The sequence below is a fragment of the Saccharothrix sp. 6-C genome (assembly GCF_016695385.1).
GTDB classification, from domain to species: domain Bacteria; phylum Actinomycetota; class Actinomycetes; order Mycobacteriales; family Pseudonocardiaceae; genus Actinosynnema; species Actinosynnema texasense.
Window position 1 is genome coordinate 374,540 of record NZ_CP064192.1, and the last position, 26,211, is coordinate 400,750.

Genomic DNA, 26,211 nt, shown 5'->3' on the forward strand with positions numbered 1-26,211 from the left:
CCTAGGTCGTTGTGACCTGCACCCGGTCGAAGCGGGTGGTGAAACCCGGCCCCGTCGGCGCCGCGACCATCACGCCGACCAGCGCCTCCGCGCCCGGCGGGAAGTACGCGAGCCGCAGCAGGGTCGTGGGCTCGGCGTCGCCGACGCCGTAGCGGACGGTCACCGCGTCGCCCTCGCGCACCGCCGCGATCGTGACCCGGTCGACGTGCCCGGCCGGCACCACCGACCAGTCGGAGAAGTCCCTGGTCACGACGGTGCTGACCTGGAACTCTTCGTCCACCAGCTCGACGCCCGCCTTGATCCAGTTCCGGTCGTCGAGCCACAGCGCGACACCGGCCTGGTCGTACTGGGCGGCGTAGTCCGCGGTGAACGACGCGGCGATGGCGAAGTCGCCGGCCAGCGGCACGCCGAGGACGTGGCCGCTGCCGCGGTCGTAGCCGTAGTGGGTGGTGCGCCAGAAGTCGGTCCCCGGGTCGCTGGTGACGGTCAGCCCGCCCTGGTCGCTCCACGCGCGCGGCTCGTTGAGCCAGCGCCAGTCGTCGCGGTCGAACACCGTGATCCCCATGGGGCCATCATCGCAGTGAACGCGCCGCGGCCAAGGCCTGCCGGGCGTAACCGCGGCCGAACAGCGCGGCGTGCACGAGCAGCGGGAACAGCTGGTGCAGCGGCACCCGGTCGCGCCACCCGTCGGCGAGGGGCGCGGCCTCGTCGTAGGCGGCGAGCACGCGGTCCAGGTGGGGGCAGCCGAACAGGGCGAGCATGGCCAGGTCGCTCTCCCGGTGGCCGCCGTGCGCGGCGGGGTCGACGAGCCAGGCGCGGCCGTCGGCGGCCCAGTGCACGTTGCCGTTCCACAGGTCGCCGTGCAGGCGGGCGGGCGGCTCGTCCGGCGCCCGCACCGGCACGGCCTCGACGGTCCGGGCCTCGGCGGCGGTCAACGCGCCCGCGTCCACCGCGAGCCGGGCGTAGTAGGCGATCCGGTGCTCCGCGAACCACTCGGCCCAGTCGTCGGACGGCACGTCGGGCATCGGCGCGAGCCCGATCGACGCCTCGTTCGGCCCGCCGGGCGGTGGCGCGCCGAACGCCGGTGCGCCGGTCGCGTGCAGCGCGGCGAGCCGGCGGCCGAACTCCTCGGCGGCGGCGGGCGACGGCCGGCCCGGCGCCACCCGCTCCATCGCCAACCACGGCCCGCGGCTCCCGCGCAGCCGCGGCACCGGCGGGCCCGCGGGCTCGGCCAGCCACCGCAGGGAGGCGGCTTCGGCCGCCGCGGCGCCCGGCGAGCCGTGCCGCTTCACGACCACCACGTCGCCGTCGGCGAGGTCGACCTCCCACACGGCGTCGCCGAGTCGCCGGACCCCGGCGCCCGGCACCCCGGTCAGCTCCCGCGCCGCCCGCGCCGGTGTCACAGCCGTTCGCGCACCCAGGCCAGCAGGCCGGGCACGGCGGCCTCCACCATCTCCACCACGCGGTCGAAGCCCGCCTTGTCGCCGTAGTACGGGTCCGGCACGTCCTCGCCGTCCGCGTCCGGGTCGAACGAGCGCAGCAGCCGGACCCGCTCCGGGTCGTCCACCAGCCGCCGCAGCGCCCGCGCGTGCCCGGTGTCCAACGCCACCAGCAGGTCCGCGTCCAAGTGGTCGTCGCCGACCTGGGCGGCGCTGTGCGTGGTCGGATAACCGTTGTCGGCCAACGACTTCGCCGCGCGCGGGTCGGCCGGGTCGCCGACGTGCCACCCCCCGGTGCCCGCGCTGGTCACCTCCACGAGGTCACCCAGGCCGGCCCGGCCCAGGTGCTCGCGGAATATGATCGCGGCCACGGGGGAACGGCAGATGTTGCCGGTGCAGATGAACGAGACGGTCAGCGTCACGGCAGGGGAGTCTGCCAGGTCGAGCGCTCCGCGACCGCTCGCGTTGGGGGTCCAAGCATGTCCGGGGTCGTGGTCGGTGTCGTCGTGGTGCTCGCGGTCTCGGTGATCGCCGCGGTGGTGGCGGCGGTGCGCCGCCGGTCGTGGCCGGAGACACCCGCGTTCGCCCGGCCGCGGCCCGTGACGTCGCCCGGCGGACCGGCTCCCGACCCCAACGCCGGATTCTTCACCCACCGCCGTTTCGCGTTCCGGAAAAGGCATTTCTTCGTCGGCACGGGGTGTCCTCCGGTGCTGGTCGCCGATTTCCCGTCACTCGACGTGTTGCGTCGGGAACAGCCCGTGCGCATTGCCCGTTACGGCATTCGGGTGTGGTGGTGGTTCGAGGAGGATTTCTACCGGGAGGCGGTCGGCTTGGGGGCCGACGACGTGCGAGCATGGGTGCGTGAGCGGGAACGGAAGCAGCGGGCACGGCGGGATCGGGACCGACTGCTCTCAGCGGCCGAAGAGAGTCTGCGAAGGCGAGCTAACGGGTAACGAGCGGTCCCGGAACTCCGACGTCAAAGGCGTGGGGAATGTGTCGGGAAGGAAAGTGAATGACGCGCACATGCGGCGTGCGGCCGGTCCGCCCGGTCAATTCGGGACGGGCGTCGCGCTGGAGCACCGGGCGGCCCGGCCGGACGGGGCCGTCGAGACCGGCGCGGGCCGGCGACCGGTGGTAGTCGAGCCGTTGCTGTGCCGTGAAGCCCGGGGCGGCGCGCCGTCGGCGGTCCACTTGGCGCTGTGCCTCGCCCTGCTGTGCTTCGCGGTCGCCATCTCGATGCTCTGACGGCGGTCCGGGCCCGGTCTCAGCGGGCTCTCAGGCGTGGCGGGCGACGATCGCCTGGTGTCCACAGTGCAGTCGAACCAAGCGCAGTCGACCATGCCGACCATGCCGGCGCTCGCCCGTGCGCTGCCGAGGGTCGAAGACGAGATCCGGGCGTTGGCGACCTCGTCGTCGCTGCCGATCGTGAACACCTTCGCCGGCCGCATCACCGCGGCCGGCGGCAAGCGGCTGCGCTCCGTGCTGGTCCTGGCCGGTTCGCTGGCCGTGTCCGGCCGGATCACCGACAAGGCGGTCACCGCCGCCGCCTGCGTCGAGCTGCTGCACGCCGGCTCGCTGGTGCACGACGACCTGATGGACGACGCCGAGGAACGGCGCGGCGTGCGCACGGTCAACGCGGACTGGGGCACCGGCCCCGCCGTGCTGGTCGGCGACTTCATGCTGGCCCGCGCGAGCCAGGTCGCGCTGGACCGGATCTCGCCGTTCGCCGCGAGCAGGCTCGCCAAGGCCGTGACGGACCTCGTCGAGGGCCAGGTGCTGGAAGTCGTCGACCTCTACGACCCGCACCGCGACCCGGACGACGCGGTGCGGTCCATCGAGCTGAAGACGGGCGCGCTGTTCGAGGTGGGCTGCGTGCTGGCCGCGCACTGCGCCGACGCCGACGAGGCGACCACCGACGCCATGGCCCGCTTCGGCGCGCTGTTCGGGCTGATGTTCCAGCTCCTCGACGACCTGCTGGACCTGGCGTCCACCTCGCAGCGGCTGGGCAAGCCGGTCGGCAACGACATCCGCCAAGGCGTCTACACGGTCCCGCTGCTGCGGGCGTTGACCGACGAGCAGCGCGCGCTGCTCGCGCGACGCGGCCGTGAGCTGACCGACGCGGAGCTGTCCGGGCTGCTGGCGGAGCTGCGGCGGACCAGCCTGGTCGCCGACACCGTCGCGCACTGCACGACGCTGGCCGCGCGGGCGGTGAGCGCGCTGCCGGACCTGCCCGGGTCCGACGCGCTGGACATCCTGCGCGAGCTGCCGGGCGCCTACCTGGACTGGGCCGCCTCCCAGATCGGGTGACGACGCTGATCGCCTAGACTCGCGGCGATGACCAGCCAGGATTCCGGCCGGGCGCTGCTGCGCCACCACGGGGACGTCGACGCCGCGCCCGGGCTCGCGGACTTCGCGGTGAACGTGCGGACGCCCGCCCCGCCCGCGTGGCTGCGCGACCGGTTGGTCGCCGTGCTCGACGGCCTCGGCTCCTACCCGGCCGCCGCCGCCGACGACCGCGCCCGCGCCGCCGTCGCCGCGCGGCACGGGCGCACGCCGGACGAGGTGCTGGTCCTCAACGGCGCCGCCGAGGGCTTCGCGCTGCTGCCGACCCTGCGCCCGCGCCTGGCGGCGGTGGTGCACCCGTCGTTCACCGAGCCCGAGGTGGCGTTGCGGGACGCGGGCGTGCCGGTGCGGCGGGTGCAGCTGTGGCCGGAGGACGACTACCGGCTGCGCGCCGACCTGGTGCCCGACGAGGCCGACCTGGTGGTGCTGGGCAACCCGACCAACCCGACGTCCGTGCTGCACCCGGCGGAGGTCGTGGCGTCGCTGAGCCGGCCCGGCCGGGTGCTGGTGGTGGACGAGGCGTTCGCCGACGCGGTGCCCGGCGAGCCGGAGTCGCTGGCCGGCCGCGCCGACCTGCCGGGTCTGCTGGTGCTGCGCAGCCTGACGAAGACGTGGGGCCTGGCGGGTCTGCGCGCGGGCTACCTGCTCGGCGCGCCGGAGCTGCTGGCCCGGCTCGCGCTGCCCCGGCCGCAGTGGCCGGTGGGCAGCCTGGTGCTGGAGGCCGTCACCGCGTGCTGCGAGCCGGCGGCGGTGGCCGAGGCCGAGGCGCTGGCGCGGGAAGCCCGGGAGCACACCGCGCACGCCGTCGCGCGGCTCGGCGACCTGGTGGTCGTGCCACCGGACGCGCCGTTCGCGCTGCTGCGCGTGCCGCAGGGGCAGCGGGTGCGGGAGGCGTTGCGGGACAAGGGGATCGCGGTGCGGCGCGGCGACACGTTCCCCGGGCTGACCGCCGACCACCTGCGGGTCGCGGTCCGCGCGCCCGAGGAGTTCGACCTGCTGGTGGACGCGCTGCGAGTCGTGCTGGAGGAGCTGTGACGACGCTCGGGGACGTGCTGGCCGCCCTGGAGGCCGCCTACCCGCCCGCGACGGCCGAGCCGTGGGACGCCGTCGGCCTCGTCTGCGGCGACCGCGCCGAACCCGTGACGCGGGTGCTGTTCTGCGTCGACCCGGTCGAGTCCACTGTGGACGAGGCGGTGGCGGTGGGCGCGCAGCTCGTCGTCGCGCACCACCCGCTGATGCTGCGCGGCGTCACGGGGGTGCCGGCCGACGACCCGAAGGGCGGGCTGGTGCACCGGCTCATCCGCTCGGGCATCGCGCTCTACACCGCGCACACCAACGCCGACGTGGCCGACCCCGGCGTCTCGGACGCCCTCGCCGAGGCCATCGGCCTGCGCGTCACCGGCCCGCTGGTGCCCGCGGACGGCGCGCCCGGCACGGGCGCCGGCCGCATCGGCGAGCTCGACCGGCCCGAACCGCTGCGCGACTTCGCCCGGCGCGTCGCCGAGGCGCTGCCCGCCACGGCGTGGGGGCGTGCGCGCGGCCGGCGACCCGGACCGGCCGGTCCGGCGGGTCGCCGTGTGCGGCGGCGCGGGCGACAGCTACCTGACCGCGGCGGCACGCGCCGGCGTGGACGCCTACGTCACCGCGGACCTGCGCCACCACCCGGCGGGCGAGCACCTCGCCGCCGGCGGGCCCGCGCTGGTCGACGTGGCGCACTGGGCCAGCGAGCAGCCGTGGTGCGGGCAGGCGGCGCACGTGGTGCGCGCCGCGTTCGGCGGTACGGTCGAGGTTCTCGTCTCGACCCGCCGGACCGACCCGTGGACCCTGGGCGTGACGAGCCCGAACTCCGAGCACACCGAATGAGAGGCTCACCGTGAAAGCCGATCCCGCCGTGCAGCGCAGGCTGCTCGACCTCGCACAGGTCGACGCCGAACTGTCGCGCGTCACCCATCGGCGCCGCACGCTGCCCGAGATCGCGGAGATCGCCGAGGCGGAGAAGCAGTTCCGCGCCAAGCAGGACGCGCTGACCACGATCGAGACGACCTTGGGCGACCTGAACCGCGAGGTCAAGCGGCAGGAGACCGAGATCGACCAGGTCAGCGCCCGCGAGGAGCGCGACCGCAAGCTGCTGCAGGGCGGCGCGGTCGGCGCCAAGCAGCTCACCGACCTGGAGCACGAGCTGGCCACCCTCGGCCGCCGCCGCGGCGCGCTGGAGGACGACCTGCTGGAGCTGATGGAACGCCGCGAGGCCGTCGAGGCCGACATCCAGCACGCCCGCGTCGCGCTGGACAAGGCGCAGGAGGCGCTGTCCGACGCGGCCCGCCGCCGCGACAGCGCGCTGGCCGACCTGGAGTCGACCGAGACCAAGCGCACGGCCGACCGCGAGCGGATGACCGGCCAGTTCCCGGAGCCGCTGCTGGCGCTCTACGAGCGGGTGCGCAAGCACAAGAACATCGGCGCGGCCCTGTTGCAGTCGCGGCGCTGCGGCGCGTGCCGCATCGAACTGGACCGCAACGCGTTCGCCAAGGTCAAGGAGTCCGCGGCGGACGAGGTCATCCAGTGCGAGGAGTGCGGCGCGATCATGGTGCGGACCGGGGAATCGGGTCTGTGAGGGTCGTCGTCGAGGCCGACGGCGGCTCGCGCGGCAACCCCGGGCCCGCCGGGTGCGGGGCCGTCGTGCTGGACGAGTCGGGCGCGGTGCTGGCCGAGCGGTCCGCGGGCCTCGGCGTCGTCACCAACAACGTCGCCGAGTACCAAGGGCTCATCGCGGGGCTGCGGGCGGCGGCCGAGCTCGGCGCGTCCGAGGTGTCCGTGCGGATGGACTCCAAGCTCGTGGTCGAGCAGATGTCCGGCCGGTGGAAGGTGAAGCACCCGTCCATGCAGCCGCTGGTCGCGCAGGCGCGCGAGGTGGCGCGGGCGTTCGACCGGGTGGCCTACGAGTGGATCCCGCGCGAGCGCAACCAGCGCGCCGACCGGCTGGCCAACCAGGCGATGGACGTGCAGGCGGGCGGCGCCCCAAGGGAACGGGGCCAGAAGGAACGGACCCGGCCGGCGGAGGCCGAGCCCGCGCGGGCCCGGCCTCCGCAGCCGGACCCGGCGACGACCCAGTCGCCGGTGTCGTGGACCGGCGCGGTCGGCGAGCCGACCCGGCTGTACCTGCTGCGGCACGGGCAGACCGAGCTGTCGGTGGCGCGGCGCTACTCCGGTCGCGGCAACCCGCCGCTGACCGAAGTCGGCCGGGGCCAGGCCGAGGCCGCGGCGCGTCGGCTGGCCAAGGTCGAGGGCCTGGCCGCGATCGTGTCGTCGCCGCTGGGACGGGCCCGGGAGACGGCGCGGGCCGTGGCGTCGGCCACCGGCGCCGAGCTGTCGTGGGACGACGACCTGATCGAGACCGACTTCGGCGCGTGGGAGGGCCTGACCTTCACCGAGGCCGCCGAACGCGACCCCGACGTGCACCGGCGCTGGCTCGGCGACCCGTCCGTGCCGACGCCCGGCGGCGAGAGCTTCGACCAGGTGCACCACCGGGTGCGGCGGGCCCGCAACGCCGTCGTGTCCCGCTTCGGCGGCGCGAACGTCGTCGTGGTCAGCCACGTCACGCCGATCAAGCTGCTGCTGCGGATGGCGCTGGACGTCGGCCCGTCGCTGCTGTTCCGGCTGCACCTGGACCTCGCGTCGCTGTCGGTCGTCGAGTTCTACCCCGACGGCCTCGCCTCCGTGCGGCTGGTCAACGACACGTCGCACCTCGGCTAGCCGGCGGGGCGCAGCCGGGCGCGCTCGTCGCGCCGGAACCGGGCGTCCTCGACGGCCAGCGCGAACCGGTCCACCGCGTCGCGAATCGCCTCGGCGGCTTTCGGCGCGATGGTCCCGCCCTCGATGTCCGGGTCGAGCACGAATTCGCCGCGCAGCACCGAATCCGCGCCTTTGCCGGCCAGCAGCGGGTTCAACGCGTAGTCCATCGCGACCAGGAAACCCTGGCTGCCGCCGGTCGCCAGCGGCAGGATCACCCGGCCGCGCAACGCCTTCTTCGGCAGCAGGTCGACCAGCGCTTTCACCAGCCCGCTGTACGCCGCGCGGTAGACCGGGCTGGCCACCACGATGCCGTCCGCGCGCAGCACCGCGGCGACCGCGTCACCGATCTCCGGGTCCCGCAGATCCTCGGTGAGCAGCGGCAACGTCGGCAGCTGCCGCACGTGCAGGGTGTGCACCGCGTACCCGGCCGCGCGCAGCAGCCCTTCGACGTGCGAGACCAGCACGCCGGTGCGGGACGTCGGCGACGGGCCGCCGGAAATCATCAGAATGGAGGACATGGGTCACTGACACCTTTCAGGAAAAGGCTCGGAGTACGAGGTAAAAAGTGTCAGTGGCAACAGATCGCGGCGGCGGTGCGGCCGAAGTCGACGTGCCGGCGGCGGGTGAGTACCCCGATTCCTGCCATGGTTTCGAGTAGAGCAGCAAGCCCACATCACGACAAGGTTTCCCGGCCCTGGTTCCACTGCCTGGGAAGCCGCCGGTATCCTGGTGCGGCGGATGAGTCGGCAGGGCGGTCGCGTCGACGGGTTCTCGGATCCGTCGCCGAGGAAAGTCCGGACTCCACAGGGCAGGGTGGTTGTCAACGGCAACCAGGGGCGACCCTCGGGACAGTGCCACAGAGAACAGACCGCCCCGGCGCGAGCCGGGGTAAGGGTGAAACGGTGGTGTAAGAGACCACCAGCGCTCCCGGTGACGGGAGCGGCTAGGTAAACCCCACCCGGAGCAAGGCCAAGAGGGTGCCCCAGGGCACCTGCGCAGGCGATCGAGGGCTGCCCGCCCGATGCCTGCGGGTAGGCCGCACGAGCCTGTCGGCAACGGCAGGCCGAGATGGATGGCCGCCGAACGGGACCGCCGCGAGGCGCCCGGGAACAGAATCCGGCTTACATGCCGGCTCATCCGCCCCTTCCCGGCCGCTCGGCCGACGGCCGCCCACGGCCCGGGTCTTCCGCGCCTCCCGGTCGACCGCGTACCCCGGCGGGCCCCGCATGCCGGCCCCGTCCGCACCCGCCGTCCGTCGCCGCGGCGGTTCCCACCGCCCCGTCCGGCCGTTCGGCTCAGCCCGGCCGTTCAGCCCACCGCCCGTCCGGCCGCACCCGTCCGTTCGGGCTCATCGGCGCCCGAGGGCCTATGCGCCCGCCTATACATCCGTTGCGTGCCAAGGGTGTTACACAAGTGAGGCCGTTCGAGTGGTTGTCGGTATCAGCCCCGGCCGGCCCGCGTCCTCCTCGCAGACCACGGGCCCTGCCCCGCGGTACCCCGAGGAGGGAACTACATGTCCACCAACAGGAGGCGTGCCACCACCTGGCTCGCCCTCACCGGCCTGATGGGCGCGGCGGCGATCACGGGCTCCACGGCCGCGGTCGCGGCGGCGGCCGCGGAGATGCCGGTCTACCAGGTCCGCTCCGTGGGCCTCACCCAGGACCAGGCCACGGTGTTGCAGCGCGCGTTCGGCCTCAAGGCCGTCCAGCGCGCCGAGGACGGCTCGGTGTCCTTCGCCGACGAGTCGACCTACCTGCGCGTGCCCGGCCTGGACCTGGGCGCGGGCCAGCCGGACGAGTCGGGCGCCGCGACCACGCAGACGGCGCTCGACGTCGACTCCCTCAAGCGCCTGCGCGCCATCCCCGTCGAGGACGCCACCAAGAAGGCCCTCGAAACCCTGCGCGGGGTCGGCCTGCTGCCCGCCAACGCCACCCCGACCGCCGGGCAGACGACGTTCGAGGTCGTCGACGCCAACCAGCAGGCGGTGGTGACCGCGCCGCTGGACACCGCGGTGTCGTTCGCCTTCACCCTCGGCGGCGTGCCGCTGGAGGGTCCGGGCGCGAAGGTGCGGATCGCCTTCGACGGCCAGGGCGCCGTCGCGGGCCTCACCTACGCCGTCCGCGGCCTGCTGAGCGGGCCCAGCGTGCCGGTGCTGACCCTGGACGAGGGTCGTGACCGGTGCGCGAAGGTCCTCGGGTCGAGCGTGCGGCCGACCGGGGTGTCGTACGTGTACGAGGCGCCGCCGCTGGCCGAGAAGGTCGACCGGATCGAGCCCGGCCTGCGCTGCGACGGCGTGAACTCCGACGGCGCGGCCGTCCAGTCCGTCATCGTCGGCGCGGCCGTCGACGCGCGGCTGCCCGAGCCCGGCCCGGCGGACCCGCCGCGCGAGCAGAGCTCGTTCACCCCGCAGTGGACCAACCGGGTCGACGTCGGCAGCGAGGGCACTGGCCCGTGCTCCGGCCTGCCGTGGACGGCGGCCAACCTGGCGTCGTTCAACAACCGGTTCACCTCCGCCGGCGTGCCGGTGCAGTTCAGCTGGGTCAACCACAACGCCTGGGAGCGCGACTTCAAGGACCCGGTGTTCGCGGGCGGCCAGGACCAGCTCTACGCCGACGACGTCGACATGACCTACTGGCAGGGCCACGGCTCGCCGACCGGCTTCTCCTTCGCCGGGTGCAGCAGCAACACCGACACGTTCCTGTCCAACAACGACGCGCGCTGGGGCAACCGGGACGTCGAGTGGATGAGCCTGTTCACCTGCTCGATCCTGCAGGGCACGTCGGGCGGGCAGAGCTGGGCGACGCGCTGGGGCCGGGCGTTGCGCGGCCTGCACCAGATCAACAGCTTCGACACCGTCTCCTACCACTCGGCCGTGCACGGCGGGAAGTTCGCGAACTACCTGGTGCGCACGCCGTTCCTGTGGTGGAACCGGCCGATGAAGGTCCGTGACGCGTGGGCGCAGGCGTCGATCGACACCCAGCCGGCGACGGTGCGGTGGGCGACCATGGGCCCGATCGGCGGCGGTGGCCTGGCCAACTTCAACGACTACTTCTGGAACAAGGGCCCGGTCGGCCCGGACACGCTGCCGAGCACCGGCTACTGGCGCATCTCCGGCTCCAGCTGACGCGGCACGCGCGCGCAGAGGGGTCCCTTCCTCACCTGGGGGTGGGAAGGGCCCCCTTTTCGCGTGCGCGTCACACGCGGCGGGCCGGGCGACCGGGCGGCATGCGGAACACCGGGCGGAACGCCGCGCCGCCGTTGTAGCGGCGCTCCAGCTCGGCCACGTACGCCTCGACGGCCGGGTTCACGATGTCGGCGAGGCTGCGCACACCGGCCTCCGCCTCGTACGCCGCCAGGTAGGTCGCCGCCGCCCGCGCCCGCTCCAGCACCTCCTGGTCGAAGTTGACCGTCCGCTGCACCCGCCGCCCGGTTTGCCGGTCCCCACCGGTAACCTGATCATCGTCCGAGACGACCACGGAGACGGTGATTTCGTTCACTCCGCCGGCTGGTTCGGGCACGGCCTCGGGGGGCTTGGTCATCGGCGAGCCTCCTCGGCGTCGTCACTCCGGCCTGCGGACCGTTCGGGTGTCCCCCGCTCGGCCGGACGGGGGATTCGCCGTGGCCGGCGGGATGTGGGCTGAAGATCGTGCACACTGTGCGTGACCAGGGGCTTCGCAGGCGGGTGAACTAGCTCAGCAATCGGGAGAATCCCGGGACGTCGGTTCTCCACCGGCTCACCCCGCTCCATGATGTCCGTGGTCAGATTAGACGTAATCGACTACCAGGGGAACGCTTATTGATCTACGCACCGCTGATCGCCAGATACACCTGGTGACGAAGACGTGTTCTACTCGATAGCGCACCAACCGGACGGGCACCCCTCGGCCCGCCCGGCGAAGTCCTGCGTACTCAGGAGTACGAGATGACCGCCATGACCCTGGTAACACTCGCCCAGCAGCCGCCCGCTTTGGGCACAGGCGGGGTGCGCCAGTGGATCCTCGACAACCTGGTCCCGCTGCTCTTGTTGACCGTCGCGGTCCTGCTGCTCTGGCTCGGCGGCGGCAAGGGCGACAACGCCGGGGTCATGCGCCGCCTGGGCGGCGTCATCATCGCGTTGGCGATCATCGGCCTGGCCGTCACCACGAACGCGGGCGCCAACATCGGCCAGTGGATCGCCGGCCTGTTCACCGGCGGGTGACCCTTGCGGGTACGCACTGACGACGAGGTCTACCGGGTCGACGCCGTCTGGCTCGGCCCGCCCAAGGCAACCTTCCCGTGGCGTGCGCGGTACGTCGCGTGGGGTGTCGGCATCGTGGTCTTCCTGCTGGTCACGGCTGTCCAGCGGCAGGTCGGCTTCGGTTTCGACTTCATCAACACCGGCTGGGGCTTCGTGGTCACGATCGCCCTGACCAGGTTCATCTGCTCGCGGATCAGCCACGAGCGCCCGCTGTCGTCGGTCCTGGCGATGTGGGTGCGCGAGCTGACCGCGCCGCGGGAGACCACGTCGGGCCGGGGCGGCGCCGCCAGCGCCGCGCGGATCCGGGTCAACGCGCAACGCCCGCGCAAACGTCCCAAGAAGGGTGCGAAACGCGCGAGCGCCGCCACCCGGTCCCAGCTCCGCCCGCAGCAAGACCGCCGTCAGAAGGAGGTGCGCGGTGTTCGGACGCCGGCGTGACCGTGACCGACGATCCGCTGCGCACGTGGCCCAGCACGCGGCTGCGGCGCGCGACGACCGCAAGGTCTACAGCAAGCGCGGACGCCGCCTGCCGGGCGAGCAGTCCGTGCCGAGCTACACGCCCTCGATCTCGGCCCGCAGCATCGACGGCCACCTGCTGCGCACCGGCCAGGAGGTCTACGCCTGGTACCGGCTCGCGCCGCAGCGCTGGTCGTTCCGGTCGGACTCGCAGCGCCAGGACCTGATCGCGGCGATCGCGGGCCAGTACGCCGAGCTGCAGGGCCGCTGGATGCACCTGCGCGTGACGAACCGGCCGTACCCGATCCGGATGTGGGCCGAGGCGCACGTGCACAACGCGGTGCGCCGGCTCCCGGACACCCCCGGCACGCTGAGCTTCGACGACTACATGGTCGGCGAGCAGCAGCAGCTGATGGGCCGGTCGATGGCCGAGAAGGAGGTCTACCTCGGCGTCCAGGTGCAGACCCGCAACATGATGGACCGCGCGGTCGAGCGCGCCGCGCCCGTGCTGCGCAAGGTCTTCCCGGACGCGGTGGACGCCGAGCTGGTCGCGATCGAGTCCGAGATCGACCACCTCGACCAGGTGATCGGCTCCGCCGGCCTGGAGGGCCGCCCGGCCACGGCCGAGGAGATGGCCTGGCTGATGCACCGGTCGTGCTCGCTGGGCCTGCCCGCGCCCCGCAACCTGCCCGCCGTGCCCGGCGCGCCGTGGGAGCCGGAGGACCTGGCGTCGTTCACCGACGCGGCGGACTTCCACCAGGAGCCCTACTCGCCGACGGTCACCGTGCGCGGTCGCACGGGGTCGAACGCGGGCATCAAGCGGCACGTCGCGGTGCTCACCGTCGGCTTGATGCACGGCTTGCAGATCCCCGAGCAGGACGACCCGTGGGTGCAGCGCTCGGACCGGCTGCCCGCCGCCGTGGAGTGGTCGGCGCGGATCTACGTTCGGCGTCCCGAAGAAGTCTCCGGCGAGTTGCAGCGGCAGATGAGCAAGGTGCGCTCGCAGGTGCGCCACTACACCGACGAGCACGAGCTGGACCCGCCGCAGTCGCTGGCCCGCCAGGCGTCCCGGGTGCTGGAGATCGACGACGAGATGACGTCGGGCTTCACCGCGCTGGGCACGCGGGTGCGCAGCTGGTGGCGGCTCGCGGTGTCCGGGCCGACCGAGCGCGAGGCGCTGCGGCTGGCGCAGGGCCTGCTGGACCTCTACAAGCCGAAGGTGGCCATCGAGCACCCCGAGGCGCAGTACGCGATCGCGCGGGAGTTCATCCCGGGCGAGCCGCTGTCGTCGTCGGCGTACCTGCGGCGCGGCTCGGTGCTGTGGGCGGCGTCGGCCGTGCCCACCGCCACGGCCGAGGTGGGTGACCGGCGCGGCATCCTGCTGGGCGAGACGGTGACCGCGACCCGCCGCCCGGTGGCGTGGGACCCGTGGATGGCGCAGGAGCTGCGCGACTCGTCCGGCCTGACCGCGATGGTCGCGGGCCTCGGCGCGGGCAAGTCGTTCCTCGGCGGCGGCATCGTCTACAAGACGTTGCGCGCCGGGGCGCACTGGACGCTGCTCGACCCGTCCGGGCCGCTGGCGGCGCTGTGCGAGCTGCCCGAGCTGAAGCCGTACGCCCGGCCGATCAACCTGCTCAACGCGCAGGCGGGCATCCTCAACCCGTACCGGGTGGTGGCCGAGCCGCAGCTCGACCACTTCATGGACGAGGAAGACCCGGAACGGGCGTGGCGGCGGGAACGCGCGCTGGCCGCGGCCACCCGCCGACGGCTGGTGCTGGACGTGCTGTCCGGTCTGCTGCCGTACGAGGTGTCCCGGTTGCCGCAGACCCGGATCGTGCTGCTGCGCGCGGTCCGCACGGTCGGCGGCCGGCCCAACGCGCACCCCGGCATGGTGTTCGAGGCGTTGCGGCGCGACGCGAGCGAGCACCACGAGCACGCCGTCGTCGTCGCCGACTTCCTCGACGAGATGCGGGAGCGCATGTCGCTGCTCATCCCGGAGCAGGACCTCGACCCGTACAACGAGGCGCGCGACGACCGGCTGACCGTGCTGACCATGGCGGGCCTGAACCTGCCGAAGGACGGCGTCGGCCGCGAGCACTGGACGGACGCGGAGGCGCTCGGCGTGGAGATGCTGAACCTCGCCGCGTGGCTGACCCAGCGGTCGATCTACGAGCGGCCGAAGGACCTGCGCAAGGGCGTCTGGATCGACGAGGCGTTCTTCCTGTCCGAGGTGCCGACGGGTCGCGTGCTGATGAACCGGTTCGCCCGCGACTCCCGCAAGTGGAACGTGCGCGTGCTGCTGTCGTCGCAGATCCCGGCGGACTTCCTGAAGATCCAGGGCTTCGTCACGCTGCTCGACTCGGTGTTCGTCGGCCGGTTGGACGACGACCAGGCCCAGGCCGACGCGCTGCGCCTGCTCAAGGTGCCGATCGGCGCGGGCTACGAGCAGGTGGTGGCGTCGCTGGGTCGCCGTCCGGGCGGTGTCCGCACCAACCTCGAACGCGACCGCGCGCCGCGCCAGTTCATCTTCGGCGACGGCGCGGGCGGTGTGGAGCGCATCCGCATCGACTTCTCCGGGCCGCACCTGGAGCACCTGCGCAACTCCCTCGACACCACCCCGGACGCCATGCGCGAGGGCGCGGACTCGACCGAGGTGGAGGTCTCCTCCCCGCCGCAGGACCCGTTCGCCTACGCCGAGCAGTACACCGACGAGTACGACGACGAGCTGGCGGCCGACCTGGAGGTCGGCCTGACCGATGGGTTGGGCGACTCGGCTGAGCTGGTCGACTCGGCGCACGGCGAGGGAGGAAACCGCCGACCGGGCCGGGAAGGCGGCGCATGAGCGGGATCGCGCGCGGGTCGCGGGCACGCGGGGTACCCGCATGAGCACCCTTCTGCTGGTGGCGCTGGTCGCCGTCGCGCTCTACGCGCGACGGCGGTTCAGACACGCCCAAGAGCACGCCGAGGCGCACGGCCGGCCGGCGCGCGCCCGGTGGCGCGCGATGGCCGTGGTGGTCGCGATCGTCGGCCTCCAGGTGGTCATCGGCGCCACGCCGGCCAGTGCCGCGCCGTGCGGCGAGGCGCCGAACCCGGAGCGGCCCGGCTCGGGCATGGTCGGCGCGATCGACCCGCCGATCGGCAACGGCCTGCCGGACACGCCCTACCTGAACCACGGGTACGCGGGCATGGTCTGGCACACCTACCAGGAGAAGTGCCTGGTGCCCAACGCCACCCCGGTGCTGGACACCTGGATGGGCAACGAGCTGTTCAACATCGGCAAGAACATCGTCGGCGCGACGAACGCCCTGCACTACACGGTCGTCGGCCAGGGCCTGCTGCAACCGCTGGACGAGGCGGTGAAGACGGGCGTGCAGAAGGTCTACGACAACGTCTACCTGCGCTGGTTCGGCCTGGTCGCGCTGATCCTGGCGGTGTTGATGTTCCGCCAGATCTGGCAGGGCGACCTGGCCTCGATCAGCAAGCGGGGGCTGTGGGCGCTGGCCGCGATGTGGCTGGCGACCTCGACGCTGGCGCTGCCGCAGTTCTACAACCTGCTCGACAGCACCCTGGTCACCAAGACCTCGGAGATCCAAGCCGGGTTCATCGACGTGGACGCGGGCCAGGACACCCTCGACAAGCTGCCGACGGACCTGCACACCACCGTGGTCTACCAGAGCTGGCTGCGCGGCGAGTTCGGCGCGCCCGAGGCGCCGCAGGCCACCGAGTTCGGCCCGAAGCTGCTGGCCGCCCAGTCGTGGACGGTGCAGGAGCTCGCCGACCACAAGGACGGCGACCAGGCCGCGCTCGACGCCAAGAAGGCCGAGTACAAGAACATCTACGCGCAGCTCGGCCCGACGAAGGGCTACTTCAGCGGCGAGGACGGCGGCCGCACCGGCGCCGGGTTCCTGTCGCTGCTGCAGGCCGTCGCGTTCTCGTTGTTCCAGCTGTTCGCGAAGGCCGCGGTGCTGCTGGCCCAGCTGCTGCTGCGGGTGCTCACGCTGGCCGGCCCGCTCATCGGCCTGGTCGCGCTGATCCACCACGACCTGCTGCGCAAGGTCGCCCGCGCGGCGGCCGTGACCGTGTTCAACGTGCTGGTGCTGGCGGTCCTCGCGGGCACGCACGCGCTGCTGCTCCAGGCGATCTTCAACGCCACCGGGTTGACGCTGCTGACCAAGGCGCTGCTGGGCCTGATGCTGACCCTGGTCTGCTTCATGGTCGGCAAACCGCTGCGCCGCATGTGGCAGATGGTGGAGATGTCGGTCGGCTCGGCCAGCAACGCGCTGCCCATGCGCGGCGGGGTGTTGTCGCGGTTGCGGAAGAAGAAGGAAGGGCCCTCGCCGCAGGAGGAGTTCTGGGACACCGTGCGCGACGCGGACCCGGACGGGCCCGAGGTGCCGCAGCGGGACCGGCGGCGGGTGCGGCCCGAGGCGGCCAACCCGGTGGCGGCCACCGCGCAGCGGTTGGACCGGGCCGGGAACAGCGTGGGCGAGCTGGGCGTGGGCGCCGGCGGGAACGGCGCGGCGGCGTTGTCCGCGGGCGGGTACGCCGGTCCGGCGGCGTTGCCGTCCGGGCGGTCCAGGGTGGTCGACGCGGTGCCCATCGCCGACCGGAACTACGACCGGGTGGACGACGCGGTGCTCGTGCCGTCCCGGGTCAGCGGGTCCGGTCGGGTGCCGGACGCGCCGACCGGCGTGCCGGGGCCGCGCCGCGCCGAGACGGAGGTCGTGGCGGGACGGCAGGTCCACGTGATCTACCGGCCGTCACGCGGGCTTGAGGTCAGGGACAGCTGATGCCGATCCGAACCAATCGCGGCCGCACGGCCGTGTACCGACGCCTGTGGGGCTGGCCCCTGCGCTCGCCGCGCCACCTGGTCACCTCGATCGTCGGCGTGTTCGTCGTGGTCACCACGATCAGCGTGGTCATCCCGAACGCGATCAAGCCGCCGCCGCGCGGCGGCGCGGCGGGCACCACGTCCACCGTCACGACGGGCAGCAGCGGCGGCAACCAGGTCGGTGTGCTGCCCACCGCCACGTCCACCGCGCTGCCGACCAAGGCGCAGAGCCCCACCGCCGCGCCGAGCTCGGCCCCGGTGAACTCGAACGCGGCGGCCGTCGCGACCGCGTGGGTGGACGCCTTCAGCCGCTTCGAGCCCGGCAAGACGACCAAGGAGCAGTGGCTGGACGGCCTGGACCGGTGGACGGCGGACGAGGTGTTCCCCCGGTTGCAGTCGGTCGAGCCGGCGAACGTGCCGGTGGTGCTCGACAAGACGGTCCGGACCATCAAGTCGTTCACCGATTCGGCGGAGTTCGAGGCGAAGCTCGAGGAAGGCAAGCTGATCGTCACGGTGGCGAAGCTGCCCGAGGGTTGGGTCGTGACCGACTGGACGAAGGTGGGGTGACATGCTCAAGATCGGGCTCGTGGTCGTCGCGGTGGTGGCGGTCGTCGCCGTCGCCGTGACCAACGGCGTGTCCACCGTGCTGGACGAGCACACCCCGTCGGAGGAAGCCGCCAAGATCCGGATGGCGAGCTGCAACGCCGCGATCGGCCCTTGGGGCGGCGGCGGCGAGGAGAAGGGCCGCCGGGAGGCGGACCGGCTCACCGACGAGCAGCGCACCACCGTCGCCAACATCATCTCCATCGGCCGCAAGCGCGAGCTGCCGCCGCTGGCCTGGCAGGTCGCGATCCAGGCGGGCATGACCGAGTCGGGGCTGCGCAGCCTGGACTACGGCGACCGGGACTCGCTGGGCATCTTCCAGATGCGCCCGTCGATGGGCTGGGGCACGCCCCGGCAGGTCACCGACCCCGAGTACGCGATCAACAAGTTCTACGACGTGCTGCTGAAGCTGCCGGACTGGGAGGAGCAGCGGCCCGGCGACTCGGCCCAGGACGTGGAGCGGTCGGCGTTCCCCGACCGGTACCACAACTGGGAGGCCATGGCCGCCTTCCTGATCAGCAAGGAAGGCGACGTCAGCGACCCGGCCGGGTGCGGCGAGAGCGCCGGTCAGTACCTGCTCGCGTCGAACGCGGCGGGCACCGCGATCGAGTTCACGAAGCAGCAGCTCGGGGAGCCGTACCTGTGGGGCGGCAACGGCCCCGACGCCTGGGACTGCTCCGGCATCCTGGTCAAGGCGTTCGGCGCGGCGGGCGTGAAGATCCCCCGGGTGGCGAACGACCAGTACATGTCCGGCGGCGCGTACCTGCCGGTGCGCGAGGCCAAGGCCGGTGACCTGATCTTCTGGGCCACCAACCCGGCCAACCCGGTCACCGTCCACCACGTGGCGATGTACCTGGGCAACGACGAGTACATCCACGCGCCGCAGACCGGTGACGTGGTGAAGATCAGCAAGGTGAACTGGGACTACCACGAGTTGATGCCGCTGGCCGTCCGGCCGGGCGTGTAGGGAGGCACGACGGTGTTCAACCACGAACCCATCCAGCGCCACGCCGGGCCGCCCGCGTCGAGCACGCCGACGCGGGACTACCTGAACAGCCGGCCGCCGGGCACCGACCAGTCGTACGCGGTGCTGCCGCGGTCGCTGGTCGAGGCCATGCCGCTGCCGTGGCAGCAGCAGATGGCGCACCTGCTCGCCGACTTCCACCGCGCCTACGCGCACCTGAACTGGCCGGTGTACCGGGTGGTGCCGTCGCGGATGGAGCGGTTGGTCGACCTGGACGAGGAGCAGCTGGCCGAGGTCGGCGCGATCGTGGAGATCGACGCGGACGGCGAGCTGGTCTACCGGGACCGCGCCGGCGCGCTGATCCCCGACCCGGAGCACAAGACGGTGCTGGTGTCGGTGCTCGACCCGATCCCGGGCGAGTACGCCAACGCCAACCAGAACACACCGCCGCGCGGCTTCCCCCAGCCGCCGGCCGTGCCGCAGCCGACGTTCCCGCAATCGGGCCCGGTGCCCGTGCAGGCGCCCCAACCGCCCCGCTGGTGAACATGACATGCGCTCCGGCGCGTGGAAACCTGGTGGCATGGCTTCTGACCCGAACGCTTGGTACTACTGCCTGACCCACCAGACGGTCGAGCACGGTGTGGGCTGCCGGGGCGGTGACCGCATGGGCCCGTACCCGGACGAGGCGACGGCGCAGCGCGCGCTGGAGCTGGCTCGGGAGCGCACGAAAGCCGAGGACAAGGCCGATAAGGACTGGGGCAAGCGCTGAGGCCGGCCTAGGGTGCACCCCATGGTGATCCGCACCGGCCGAGCGGACCTGGACTTCGGCGGCATCCGGACCGAGTTCGGCCTGCCCGAGCAGTTCCCGGCCGACGCGCTGGCCGAGGCGCAGGCCGCGGTGGCGCGCGACGTCGGCGCGGCCGACCGCGAGGACGCGACCGACCTGCCGTTCGTGACCATCGACCCGCCCGGCGCGAAGGACCTGGACCAGGCGCTGCTGGTGCAGCGGGTCGGCTCCGGGTTCCGGGTGCACTACGCGATCGCCGACCTCGGCGCGTTCGTGGTGCCCGACGGCGCGCTGGACGCGGAGGTGCGCAAGCGCGGCCAGACGCTGTACCTGCCCGACGGCAACGTGCCGCTGCACCCGCCGGTGCTGTCGGAGGGCGCGGCGAGCCTGCTGCCGGACCAGACGCGGCCCTCGGTGCTGTGGACGTTCGAGTGCGGCCCGGACGGCGAGCCGGTCGAGGTGCGGGTGCGCCGGGCGATGGTGCGCTCGACCGCGCAGTTCGACTACGAGACCGTGCAGGCGCAGTTCGACGCCGGCACGCCCCACCCGTCGATCGAGGCGCTGCCCGACTTCGGCCGGTTGCGGCGGGAACGCGCGGTCGAGCGCGGCGCGGTCGAGCTGCAGCTGCCGGAGCAGGAGATCGTGCCGAACGGTGACGGCGACTGGAAGCTCGCGGTCCGGCCGCGCGCCGACGTCGACGCCTGGAACGCGGAGATCTCCCTGCTCACCGGCATGGCCGCGGCCAAGATCATGATCGACGCGAAGGTCGGTGTGCTGCGCACGCTGCCCGACGCGGACGACGGCGCGGTGGACGCGCTGCGGCGGTCGGCGCACGCGCTCGGCGTGCCGTGGCCGGCCGGCACGACCCCGTCCCGGCTGCTCGCGGGCCTGGACCCGAGCAGGCCGGAGGCGTTGGCGCTGTTCGTGGACGCGACCCGGCTGCTGCGCGGCGCGGGCTACACGGCGTTCGACGGCGAGGTGCCCGCCGTCTCCACGCACGCGGGGTTGGCCTCGCCGTACGCGCACGTGACCGCGCCGCTGCGCCGGCTGGTCGACCGCTTCGCCACCGAGGTGTGCCTGGCCGTGACGGCGGGTCAGGACGTGCCCGAGTGGCTGAGCAGGGCGTTGCCGCTGCTGCCGGGCCTGATGGGCGGTTCGGACGCGGTCGCGGGCAAGGTCGACCGGGCGTGCCTGGACCAGGTCGAGGCCTGGGTGCTCGCCGACCGGGTCGGTCAGCGGTTCGAGGCGGTGGTGCTGCGGGCGGAGGGGAACGGCGCGGACATCTTCGTCCCCCAACCGCCGGTGATGGGCCGCTGCACGGGCGAGGACCTGCCGGAAGGCGAGCGGATCGCGGTGCGCCTGGTCGAGGCCGACCCCGAACGCCGCAAGGTCGTCTTCGAACGCCTCTGACCGCTACCCGTCGAGCCGCCCGCTCTTCACCGCCGCCAGGAACGCCGCCGCCGACCGCCCGCCGACCACCAGCACGCCGGCGCCGGGGTTCTTCGAGTCGCGGACCGCGCGCACCTCGTCGCCGCACGCCAGTTCCACGCAGGACCCACCCGACGAGTTGGATCGGCTGCTCTTCCGCCACGCACCCAGCATGTCGACTCCCTCTCGATCACAGCTCCGCTGCAACCGTATCCAGCAACGACAGGGAAGCGGCAGCGGTCAAGGCGGTGGCTTTCATCTCGGCCATGACCGCCTCGTACCGGTGGATGCGCTCGGGGTCGTCCACGAACAACCCGTCGGTGAGCGTCTCCACGTAGACCACGCTCGGTCGACCCGGGGGCGTGAGGACCAGGAACGCCGGCGCGCCGAAACCGGCGTGCGCGCCGGCCGCCGTGGGGATGACGCGGATCTCCACCACTTCGCGTCGAGCCAGGTCGGCGACATGTCGCACCTGCTCCGCCATGACCTCGCGGCCGCCGATCAAGGCGTGGAGCACGTGCTCGTCGAGGACCATGGTCACCTTCGGCGGGCGTGGCGCGGTCAGGACCGCCTGCCGGGCCAGGCGCGCCTGCACGAGCCGGTCCACGTCAGCGCGCACGAGCGAGGTGTTGGTGCCGATGACCGCGCGGGCGTAATCCTCGGTCTGCACGAGCCCTTGGAACAGCGCGGGTTGGTAGACCTGGATCACCGCGGCCGTCTCCTCGGCGGCGAAGAACCGCCGGAGCCGGTCGGGCACCGCGCTGCCCCAGGGTGTGCGCGGTTTGCGCTGCCTCGCCAGCTCGGCCAGGTGTTCGAGGTCGGCGCGTTCGGCCGGGTCGACCCGGAAGCAGTCCAGCAGGTCGCGCAGCTCGGCCGGTCTGATCGACACCTGGCCGCGTTCGATCGTGCGGATCTTGGACACGGAGCAGCCGAGCGCGCGTGCCGCGTCCTCCCGCTCCAGCCCGACCTGCTCGCGCGCCCGGCGCAGCGCCTCGCCCAGTTCGGCCTTGTAGAGGACCGGACTCGCGTCTCCGATCATGTCCCCGCTCTCCTCGGTGATCAACCGAACCAGTGTGCACCACGACGACCGGCCGGCTTACCCCTCGATCGGGCGACTATTCAAAGTTTGTACGCAAGGTTAGCGTCGGTTCATGCGCGAAACGCCCCCATCACGCAGTCAGTCGCTCGGCCGGCGGCTGCGCCACCACCGCGAGGCCGCCGGTCTGAGCGTGGAACAGCTCGCGGCCCGGGCCCGCCTCTCGCCGGACCGGCTGCGCGGCATCGAGGCCGGGCTGCCGTCCTACCCGCCGGACCTGCACTGCAAGTGGGGCGACGAGGCCGCGGCCGTGCTGGACCGGTTGTGCCGCACCGCGCACCGGATCGACTCGTTCGCGCCGTTCGGGCTGCCCCGCCTCGACGGCGTCGACGCCGGGCGCTGCACCGCCTACGTCCTGGAGGGCACGCCCGCCATCCCGGCCGACGTGGCGACCCGGGCCGTGCACGGCGGTGTCGGGGTCGAGCGCCCGCTGACCCTCTTCCACCTGCCGGACGGCTCGTCCGTCGTGTTCTACGCCTACCCGCACGAAGCCTTCTTCACCGAGGCGCCCGACGAGACCGAGGCCGCCCAGGCGTTGTTCTCCCGGCTCCACGACTGCTCGTCGGCCGTGTGAGCCGTCAGAGGGCCGGCTCGTCCAGGGAGATCGCGTGCTTGGCCCGGTCCACCGACTCCTCGGCGGGCGGACCCACCGGGTTCTCGGTGGCCAGGGCCTGGTTCAGCTCGACGAACGGGCGCATCCGCCGCTCGTAGGCCGCGAACGCGGTCGGGTGGTCCACGCCCGCCCGGCCCAGTTCCTCGGCGAGCACGTACGCGCCGACCAGCGCGAGGCTGGTGCCCTGCCCCGACAGCGGCGAGGCGCAGTAGCCGGCGTCGCCGACCAGCGCCACCCGGCCGGTGCTCCAGCGGTCCATGCGGATCTGGGCCATCGCGTCGAAGTAGAAGTGCTCCGCCTCCGCCATGGCGGCCAGCAGCGCCGGGGTCTGCCAGCCCAGGCCGGCCAGCCGCTCGGCCACGACCCGCTTCTGCCAGGCCACGTCCCGGTGGTCGTAGGCCAGCGGCTCGGAGGCGAAGCCGAGCGTCACCCGCAGCTCGCCGTTGTCGCGCACGGGGTAGATCGCGCCGCCCGTGCCCGCCGCCTGGTCCTGGAACCACAGCTGCCACCGGTCGAGGTCGAGGAAGTTGGCGGTGGGGAAGATCGCCAGGTACTGGCCCAGGTGCCGGCCGAACCGCTCCTCCGGCCCGAAGGCGAGCCGCCGCACCGCGGAGTGCGCGCCGTCCGCGCCGATCACCAGGTCGAAGGTGCGGAAGCCGCCGTGCTCCAGCTCGACCCGCACGCCGTGCTCCTCCTCCCGCAGCGTGGTGACCGAGTCGCCGTAGACGTGCTCGACCTGGTCCGCGGTCGTCTCGTGCAGCAGCGCGACCAGGTCCTCCCGCAGCAGCTCGACGTCCTCGCCGTCCAGCCGGCCGCTGCTGAGCGCGTACTCCTCGGACCGGAACAGCTCGTTGCCCTCACCGTCCAACACGGACATCCCGCGCATCCGGGTCCGCGCGGCCCGCACCCGCTCGCCGAGCCCCATCCGGTCCACCACGTCGAGCGCGACACCGCGCACGTCGACGGCCTGGCCGCCCTGGCGGGGGCCGGGCGCGCGTTCCAGCACCGTCACCGAGAAGCCGTGGTGCCGCAGCCAGTGGGCCAGGGCCGTGCCGGCGACGCCCGCACCCGAGACCAGGACGTTGCGCATGTGTTCCTCCGATTGAGTAGACGCTGTACGTTTACGGTGAACACACTGCATGAACGAGCAGAAGACAGCCAAAACTGACCTAGTACAGTTGCACATCTGTACCAGCACAGACAGGGGCGGACGTGTCGACCGGACCGCGGTACCTGGGCATCGTCGCCGACCTCCGGCGCCGCATCGAGCAGGGCGAGTGGCCGCCGGGCGCGAAAGTGCCCTCCACCCGCCGGATCGCCGCCGAGTGGGGCGTCGCCGCGGCCACCGCCGCCAAGGCGCTCGACACCCTGGCCAGGGACGGGCTGGTGCGCGCCGAACCGCGTTCCGGCACGGTGGTCGCCGACACCCGCCGGCCCTCGACCGGCAAGCACCGCCCGGCGCACGCCCGGCAGCCGGAGCTGACCCGGGAACGGGTCGTGCGGGCGGCGATGGCGATCGCGGACGCCGAAGGGCTCGGCGTGCTGTCCATGCGGGGCGTCGCCGCCCGGCTCGGGGTGGCGCCGATGTCGCCGTACCGGCACGTGGCGGGCAAGGACGAGCTGGTCGTGCTGATGTCCGACGCCGCGTTCGGCGAGCGGGGCTACCCGGACCGGCCGCCGGCGGGCTGGCGGGCCCGGCTGGAGCTGTGCGCGCGCACCCTGTGGTCGCTCTACCGGCGGCACCCGTGGCTGGCGCAGCTCACCCCGATCACCCGGCCGCTGCCGCTGCCGAACCTGGCCGTGCACGCGGAGTGGGCGCTGGCCGCGCTGGACGGCTTCGGCCTCGACGCCGCCACCCTGTGCGACCTGCACGTGATGCTCTTCAGCTACGTGCACGGCGTCGCGATCCACCTGGAACGCGAGCAGCAGGCGCTGGGCGCGTCCGGGCTGTCCGAGGACGAGTGGATGGACAGCCAGGAACCCGCGATGGAGGCGATCATGGGCTCCGGCCGCTACCCGACCTTCGCCCGGATGTTCACCACCCTGTCCCGGGACGGCTACGACCTGGACCTGGACCACCTGTTCGAGCTGGGCCTGCGCTCGTTGCTGGACGGCCTCGCCCTCCGGCTGGACCGGCTGTGATCACGCACGCGATCGGGCGGCCCGCCCGGAACTCCTGTGATGTGATGGCCGGGTGACTGATATTCGGGAGCTCACCGTCGGGGTGCTGGGCGGCACCGGAGCGCAGGGCAAGGGCTTGGCGCTGCGGTGGGCCAAGGCGGGCTTGGCGGTCGTCATCGGATCGCGCGACGCCGGGCGCGCCGAGGCCGCGGCCGCGGAGATCCGCGAGCAGGCGGGCGGCGGGCACGTCGAAGGCGCGGACAACGAGGGCTGCGCCACGCGGGCGGACGTGGTGCTGATCGCCGTGCCGTGGGACGGGCACGCGGACACCGTGGCGTCGCTGCGCGAACCGCTGCGCGGCAAGGTCGTCATCGACTGCGTGAACCCGCTCGGCTTCGACAAGCAGGGCCCGTTCGCGCTGCCCGTGCCCGAGGGCAGCGCCGCGCAGCAGGCCGCCGCGCTCCTGCCGGACTCCCGCGTCACGGCCGCGTTCCACCACGTCTCCGCGGTCAACCTCGCCGACCTGGGCATCGAGACCGTCGACAACGACGTGCTGGTCCTGGGTGACGACCGCGAGGCCACCGACCTCGTGCGCGCGCTGGCCGAGACGATCCCCGGCTTCCGCGGCGTCTACGGCGGCCGGCTGCGCAACGCCCACCAGGTGGAGGCGTTCACCGCGAACCTCATCGCGATCAACCGGCGCTACAAGGCGCACGCCGGCCTGAAGATCACCGACATCTGATGCTGCCGGTCGACGACCTCGGCGAGCCGGTCCCGCTGCCCGGCCCGCCGACGCGCGTGGTCAGCCTGGTGCCGTCGATCACCGAAGCCCTGCTCACCGGGGCCGTCGACCCGGCCGCCCTCGTCGGGGCCACGGACTACTGCACCCACCCGCCGGACCTCGACGTCACCCGGGTGGGCGGCTCGAAGTACCCGCGGGTGGACCGGGTGCTGGCGTTGCGGCCGGACCTGGTGGTGGCCAACAGCGAGGAGAACCGCCCGGAGGACGTCGAACGGCTGCGCGCCGACGGCATCCCGGTGTGGGTCACGGCCGCGCCCGCCACCGTCCCCGCCGCGCTGGGCTCGCTGCGCCGCCTGCTCGGCACGGCGTGGGACGTGGAGCCGGACTGGCTGGTCGAGGCCGAACGGCGGTGGCGCGAGGTGACGCCGCCGTGGGCGCGGGCCGTGGTGCCGGTGTGGCGCAAGCCGTGGGTGGTGCTCGGCCGCGACACGTTCGCCGGCGACGTGCTGCTGCGCCTGGGCGTGGTCAACGCCTTCGCCGAGCACCCCGAGCGCTACCCCCGCCCCGAGCTGTCCGAGCTGCAGGACGCCGACCTCGTCGTGCTGCCCGACGAGCCGTACCTCTTCACCCCGGACGACGGCCCGCAGTTCTTCCCCGGCCTGCGTCCCGTGCACGTCTCGGGCCGCCACCTGACCTGGTACGGGCCGTCGCTGGTGGACGCGCGCGAAGCCCTGGAAACCGCGCTCGGGCGCTGACGGCGTC

28 protein-coding genes, 1 other RNA gene and 1 pseudogene are annotated in these 26,211 nt (G+C 73.2%); 22 read left to right on the plus strand and 8 right to left on the minus strand.

Going from position 1 to position 26,211, the window contains the following annotated elements:
- Window position 1: 1 nt before the first annotated feature.
- From IOD16_RS01780 to IOD16_RS01790, 3 genes are read right to left on the minus strand one after another with little or no spacing between them, the layout of a single operon-like run.
- On the minus strand, window positions 2-565 hold the full coding sequence (locus IOD16_RS01780; RefSeq protein ID WP_201438634.1) for a DUF1349 domain-containing protein: 564 nt from the start codon (window positions 563-565) through the stop codon (window positions 2-4).
- 7 nt (window positions 566-572) lie between these two features.
- Window positions 573-1,403, minus strand: a complete 831-nt coding sequence (locus tag IOD16_RS01785; RefSeq protein WP_442978086.1) for a fructosamine kinase family protein — start codon at window positions 1,401-1,403, stop codon at window positions 573-575.
- Window positions 1,400-1,855: a low molecular weight protein-tyrosine-phosphatase gene (locus tag IOD16_RS01790; RefSeq protein WP_201441148.1), complete on the minus strand. Its 456-nt coding sequence runs from the start codon at window positions 1,853-1,855 to the stop codon at window positions 1,400-1,402. The genes IOD16_RS01785 and IOD16_RS01790 overlap by 4 nt, the downstream gene beginning before the upstream one ends.
- A 63-nt stretch (window positions 1,856-1,918) precedes the next feature.
- Between IOD16_RS01790 and IOD16_RS01795 the strand changes: the two genes are divergently transcribed.
- The 7 genes and pseudogenes from IOD16_RS01795 (at window position 1,919) to IOD16_RS01825 (ending at window position 7,532) form a co-directional block, all read left to right on the plus strand.
- Window positions 1,919-2,392, plus strand: a complete 474-nt coding sequence (locus IOD16_RS01795) for a hypothetical protein (protein WP_201438635.1) — start codon at window positions 1,919-1,921, stop codon at window positions 2,390-2,392.
- A 70-nt stretch (window positions 2,393-2,462) separates the two neighbouring features.
- Window positions 2,463-2,684 (plus strand): hypothetical protein, encoded by a 222-nt coding sequence (locus IOD16_RS01800; protein WP_201438636.1) that lies wholly within the window; start codon window positions 2,463-2,465, stop codon window positions 2,682-2,684.
- A 57-nt stretch (window positions 2,685-2,741) separates the two neighbouring features.
- Window positions 2,742-3,746, plus strand: a complete 1,005-nt coding sequence (locus tag IOD16_RS01805; protein WP_236594683.1) for a polyprenyl synthetase family protein — start codon at window positions 2,742-2,744, stop codon at window positions 3,744-3,746.
- Between the two features lie 27 nt (window positions 3,747-3,773).
- On the plus strand, window positions 3,774-4,817 hold the full coding sequence (gene cobC / locus IOD16_RS01810) for an Rv2231c family pyridoxal phosphate-dependent protein CobC (RefSeq protein ID WP_201438637.1): 1,044 nt from the start codon (window positions 3,774-3,776) through the stop codon (window positions 4,815-4,817).
- Window positions 4,814-5,645, plus strand: a pseudogene (locus tag IOD16_RS01815) (Nif3-like dinuclear metal center hexameric protein). The gene cobC and the pseudogene IOD16_RS01815 overlap by 4 nt, the downstream one beginning before the upstream one ends.
- 10 nt (window positions 5,646-5,655) lie before the next feature.
- Entirely contained in the window at window positions 5,656-6,393 is a 738-nt protein-coding gene (locus IOD16_RS01820; protein WP_123743968.1) for a zinc ribbon domain-containing protein, read from the plus strand.
- Entirely contained in the window at window positions 6,390-7,532 is a 1,143-nt protein-coding gene (locus IOD16_RS01825) for a bifunctional RNase H/acid phosphatase (RefSeq protein WP_201438638.1), read from the plus strand. Before IOD16_RS01820 ends, IOD16_RS01825 begins: the two co-directional genes overlap by 4 nt.
- Here the strand turns inward: IOD16_RS01825 and IOD16_RS01830 are convergent.
- Complete coding sequence (locus IOD16_RS01830; RefSeq protein WP_123743966.1) at window positions 7,529-8,089, minus strand: NAD(P)H-dependent oxidoreductase; 561 nt, start codon at window positions 8,087-8,089, stop codon at window positions 7,529-7,531. The two genes, IOD16_RS01825 and IOD16_RS01830, sit on opposite strands and share 4 nt — an antisense overlap.
- A 221-nt stretch (window positions 8,090-8,310) precedes the next feature.
- Between IOD16_RS01830 and rnpB the strand changes: the two genes are divergently transcribed.
- An RNA gene (gene rnpB / locus IOD16_RS01835) (RNase P RNA component class A) lies at window positions 8,311-8,711 on the plus strand.
- Window positions 8,712-9,084: 373 nt separating this feature from the next.
- A complete protein-coding gene (locus IOD16_RS01840; protein WP_201438639.1) occupies window positions 9,085-10,695 on the plus strand; it encodes a DUF6345 domain-containing protein in 1,611 nt (536 codons plus the stop codon).
- A 70-nt stretch (window positions 10,696-10,765) separates the two neighbouring features.
- Here IOD16_RS01840 and IOD16_RS01845 read toward each other — a convergent pair whose 3' ends face one another.
- A complete protein-coding gene (locus tag IOD16_RS01845) occupies window positions 10,766-11,110 on the minus strand; it encodes a hypothetical protein (protein WP_201438640.1) in 345 nt (114 codons plus the stop codon).
- 383 nt (window positions 11,111-11,493) lie between these two features.
- Here IOD16_RS01845 and IOD16_RS01850 point away from each other — a divergent pair, with 383 nt between their 5' ends.
- Genes IOD16_RS01850 through IOD16_RS01890 form a run of 9 tightly spaced genes read left to right on the plus strand, consistent with a single transcriptional unit; the run spans window position 11,494 to window position 20,859 of the window.
- Window positions 11,494-11,769, plus strand: a complete 276-nt coding sequence (locus tag IOD16_RS01850; protein WP_053721548.1) for a hypothetical protein — start codon at window positions 11,494-11,496, stop codon at window positions 11,767-11,769.
- 3 nt (window positions 11,770-11,772) lie between these two features.
- A complete protein-coding gene (locus IOD16_RS01855; protein ID WP_201438641.1) occupies window positions 11,773-12,246 on the plus strand; it encodes a hypothetical protein in 474 nt (157 codons plus the stop codon).
- Between the two features lie 25 nt (window positions 12,247-12,271).
- Complete coding sequence (locus IOD16_RS01860) at window positions 12,272-15,106, plus strand: ATP-binding protein (RefSeq protein WP_236594684.1); 2,835 nt, start codon at window positions 12,272-12,274, stop codon at window positions 15,104-15,106.
- Between the two features lie 40 nt (window positions 15,107-15,146).
- Entirely contained in the window at window positions 15,147-17,054 is a 1,908-nt protein-coding gene (locus tag IOD16_RS01865; RefSeq protein ID WP_201438643.1) for a hypothetical protein, read from the plus strand.
- Entirely contained in the window at window positions 17,054-17,662 is a 609-nt protein-coding gene (locus tag IOD16_RS01870; protein ID WP_201438644.1) for a hypothetical protein, read from the plus strand. The genes IOD16_RS01865 and IOD16_RS01870 overlap by 1 nt, the downstream gene beginning before the upstream one ends.
- A gap of 1 nt (window position 17,663) precedes the next feature.
- Window positions 17,664-18,665, plus strand: coding sequence for a C40 family peptidase (locus IOD16_RS01875; protein WP_201438645.1), 1,002 nt, complete (start codon window positions 17,664-17,666; stop codon window positions 18,663-18,665).
- A gap of 12 nt (window positions 18,666-18,677) precedes the next feature.
- Entirely contained in the window at window positions 18,678-19,205 is a 528-nt protein-coding gene (locus IOD16_RS01880) for a hypothetical protein (RefSeq protein WP_123743960.1), read from the plus strand.
- Between the two features lie 37 nt (window positions 19,206-19,242).
- On the plus strand, window positions 19,243-19,431 hold the full coding sequence (locus IOD16_RS01885) for a hypothetical protein (RefSeq protein WP_157621353.1): 189 nt from the start codon (window positions 19,243-19,245) through the stop codon (window positions 19,429-19,431).
- Between the two features lie 21 nt (window positions 19,432-19,452).
- A complete protein-coding gene (locus IOD16_RS01890) occupies window positions 19,453-20,859 on the plus strand; it encodes an RNB domain-containing ribonuclease (protein ID WP_201438646.1) in 1,407 nt (468 codons plus the stop codon).
- Window positions 20,860-20,862: 3 nt separating this feature from the next.
- Here IOD16_RS01890 and IOD16_RS01895 read toward each other — a convergent pair whose 3' ends face one another.
- Together IOD16_RS01895 and IOD16_RS01900 are read right to left on the minus strand one after the other, a co-directional pair.
- The gene (locus IOD16_RS01895) at window positions 20,863-21,051 is read right to left on the minus strand and encodes a DUF397 domain-containing protein (protein WP_201438647.1); all 189 of its coding nucleotides are present in this window, start codon (window positions 21,049-21,051) and stop codon (window positions 20,863-20,865) included.
- Between the two features lie 16 nt (window positions 21,052-21,067).
- The gene (locus tag IOD16_RS01900) at window positions 21,068-21,916 is read right to left on the minus strand and encodes a helix-turn-helix domain-containing protein (protein WP_201438648.1); all 849 of its coding nucleotides are present in this window, start codon (window positions 21,914-21,916) and stop codon (window positions 21,068-21,070) included.
- Window positions 21,917-22,028: 112 nt separating this feature from the next.
- On the opposite strand from IOD16_RS01900, the gene IOD16_RS01905 reads away from it, so the two are divergent.
- Window positions 22,029-22,547 carry a helix-turn-helix domain-containing protein gene (locus tag IOD16_RS01905; RefSeq protein ID WP_201438649.1) on the plus strand — a complete coding sequence of 173 codons (519 nt, stop codon included), beginning with the start codon at window positions 22,029-22,031 and terminating at the stop codon, window positions 22,545-22,547.
- Between the two features lie 4 nt (window positions 22,548-22,551).
- Here IOD16_RS01905 and IOD16_RS01910 read toward each other — a convergent pair whose 3' ends face one another.
- The gene (locus IOD16_RS01910; protein ID WP_201438650.1) at window positions 22,552-23,676 is read right to left on the minus strand and encodes an FAD-dependent monooxygenase; all 1,125 of its coding nucleotides are present in this window, start codon (window positions 23,674-23,676) and stop codon (window positions 22,552-22,554) included.
- Window positions 23,677-23,798: 122 nt separating this feature from the next.
- Between IOD16_RS01910 and IOD16_RS01915 the strand changes: the two genes are divergently transcribed.
- Genes IOD16_RS01915 through IOD16_RS01925 form a run of 3 tightly spaced genes read left to right on the plus strand, consistent with a single transcriptional unit; the run spans window position 23,799 to window position 26,204 of the window.
- Window positions 23,799-24,728: a TetR/AcrR family transcriptional regulator C-terminal domain-containing protein gene (locus IOD16_RS01915; RefSeq protein WP_201438651.1), complete on the plus strand. Its 930-nt coding sequence runs from the start codon at window positions 23,799-23,801 to the stop codon at window positions 24,726-24,728.
- 52 nt (window positions 24,729-24,780) lie between these two features.
- Complete coding sequence (gene npdG / locus IOD16_RS01920; RefSeq protein WP_123743956.1) at window positions 24,781-25,449, plus strand: NADPH-dependent F420 reductase; 669 nt, start codon at window positions 24,781-24,783, stop codon at window positions 25,447-25,449.
- Window positions 25,449-26,204 carry a helical backbone metal receptor gene (locus tag IOD16_RS01925; protein WP_201438652.1) on the plus strand — a complete coding sequence of 252 codons (756 nt, stop codon included), beginning with the start codon at window positions 25,449-25,451 and terminating at the stop codon, window positions 26,202-26,204. Before npdG ends, IOD16_RS01925 begins: the two co-directional genes overlap by 1 nt.
- The last annotated feature ends 7 nt before the right edge of the window (window positions 26,205-26,211 follow it).

Excerpts from the sequence above, each read along its gene's own strand:
- IOD16_RS01780 (WP_201438634.1), bottom strand. The coding sequence starts at position 565 with ATGGGGATCACGGTGTTCGACCGCGACGACTGGCGCTGGCTCAACGAG.
- IOD16_RS01800 (WP_201438636.1), top strand. The coding sequence starts at position 2,463 with ATGCGGCGTGCGGCCGGTCCGCCCGGTCAATTCGGGACGGGCGTCGCG.
- cobC (WP_201438637.1), top strand. The coding sequence starts at position 3,774 with ATGACCAGCCAGGATTCCGGCCGGGCGCTGCTGCGCCACCACGGGGAC.
- IOD16_RS01850 (WP_053721548.1), top strand. The coding sequence starts at position 11,494 with ATGACCGCCATGACCCTGGTAACACTCGCCCAGCAGCCGCCCGCTTTG.
- IOD16_RS01875 (WP_201438645.1), top strand. The coding sequence starts at position 17,664 with ATGCTCAAGATCGGGCTCGTGGTCGTCGCGGTGGTGGCGGTCGTCGCC.
- IOD16_RS01890 (WP_201438646.1), top strand. The coding sequence starts at position 19,453 with ATGGTGATCCGCACCGGCCGAGCGGACCTGGACTTCGGCGGCATCCGG.
- IOD16_RS01870 (WP_201438644.1), top strand. The coding sequence starts at position 17,054 with ATGCCGATCCGAACCAATCGCGGCCGCACGGCCGTGTACCGACGCCTG.
- IOD16_RS01845 (WP_201438640.1), bottom strand. The coding sequence starts at position 11,110 with ATGACCAAGCCCCCCGAGGCCGTGCCCGAACCAGCCGGCGGAGTGAAC.
- IOD16_RS01865 (WP_201438643.1), top strand. The coding sequence starts at position 15,147 with ATGAGCACCCTTCTGCTGGTGGCGCTGGTCGCCGTCGCGCTCTACGCG.
- IOD16_RS01910 (WP_201438650.1), bottom strand. The coding sequence starts at position 23,676 with ATGCGCAACGTCCTGGTCTCGGGTGCGGGCGTCGCCGGCACGGCCCTG.
- IOD16_RS01795 (WP_201438635.1), top strand. The coding sequence starts at position 1,919 with ATGTCCGGGGTCGTGGTCGGTGTCGTCGTGGTGCTCGCGGTCTCGGTG.
- IOD16_RS01900 (WP_201438648.1), bottom strand. The coding sequence starts at position 21,916 with ATGATCGGAGACGCGAGTCCGGTCCTCTACAAGGCCGAACTGGGCGAG.
- IOD16_RS01895 (WP_201438647.1), bottom strand. The coding sequence starts at position 21,051 with ATGCTGGGTGCGTGGCGGAAGAGCAGCCGATCCAACTCGTCGGGTGGG.
- IOD16_RS01840 (WP_201438639.1), top strand. The coding sequence starts at position 9,085 with ATGTCCACCAACAGGAGGCGTGCCACCACCTGGCTCGCCCTCACCGGC.
- IOD16_RS01830 (WP_123743966.1), bottom strand. The coding sequence starts at position 8,089 with ATGTCCTCCATTCTGATGATTTCCGGCGGCCCGTCGCCGACGTCCCGC.
- IOD16_RS01905 (WP_201438649.1), top strand. The coding sequence starts at position 22,029 with ATGCGCGAAACGCCCCCATCACGCAGTCAGTCGCTCGGCCGGCGGCTG.
- IOD16_RS01885 (WP_157621353.1), top strand. The coding sequence starts at position 19,243 with ATGGCTTCTGACCCGAACGCTTGGTACTACTGCCTGACCCACCAGACG.
- IOD16_RS01925 (WP_201438652.1), top strand. The coding sequence starts at position 25,449 with ATGCTGCCGGTCGACGACCTCGGCGAGCCGGTCCCGCTGCCCGGCCCG.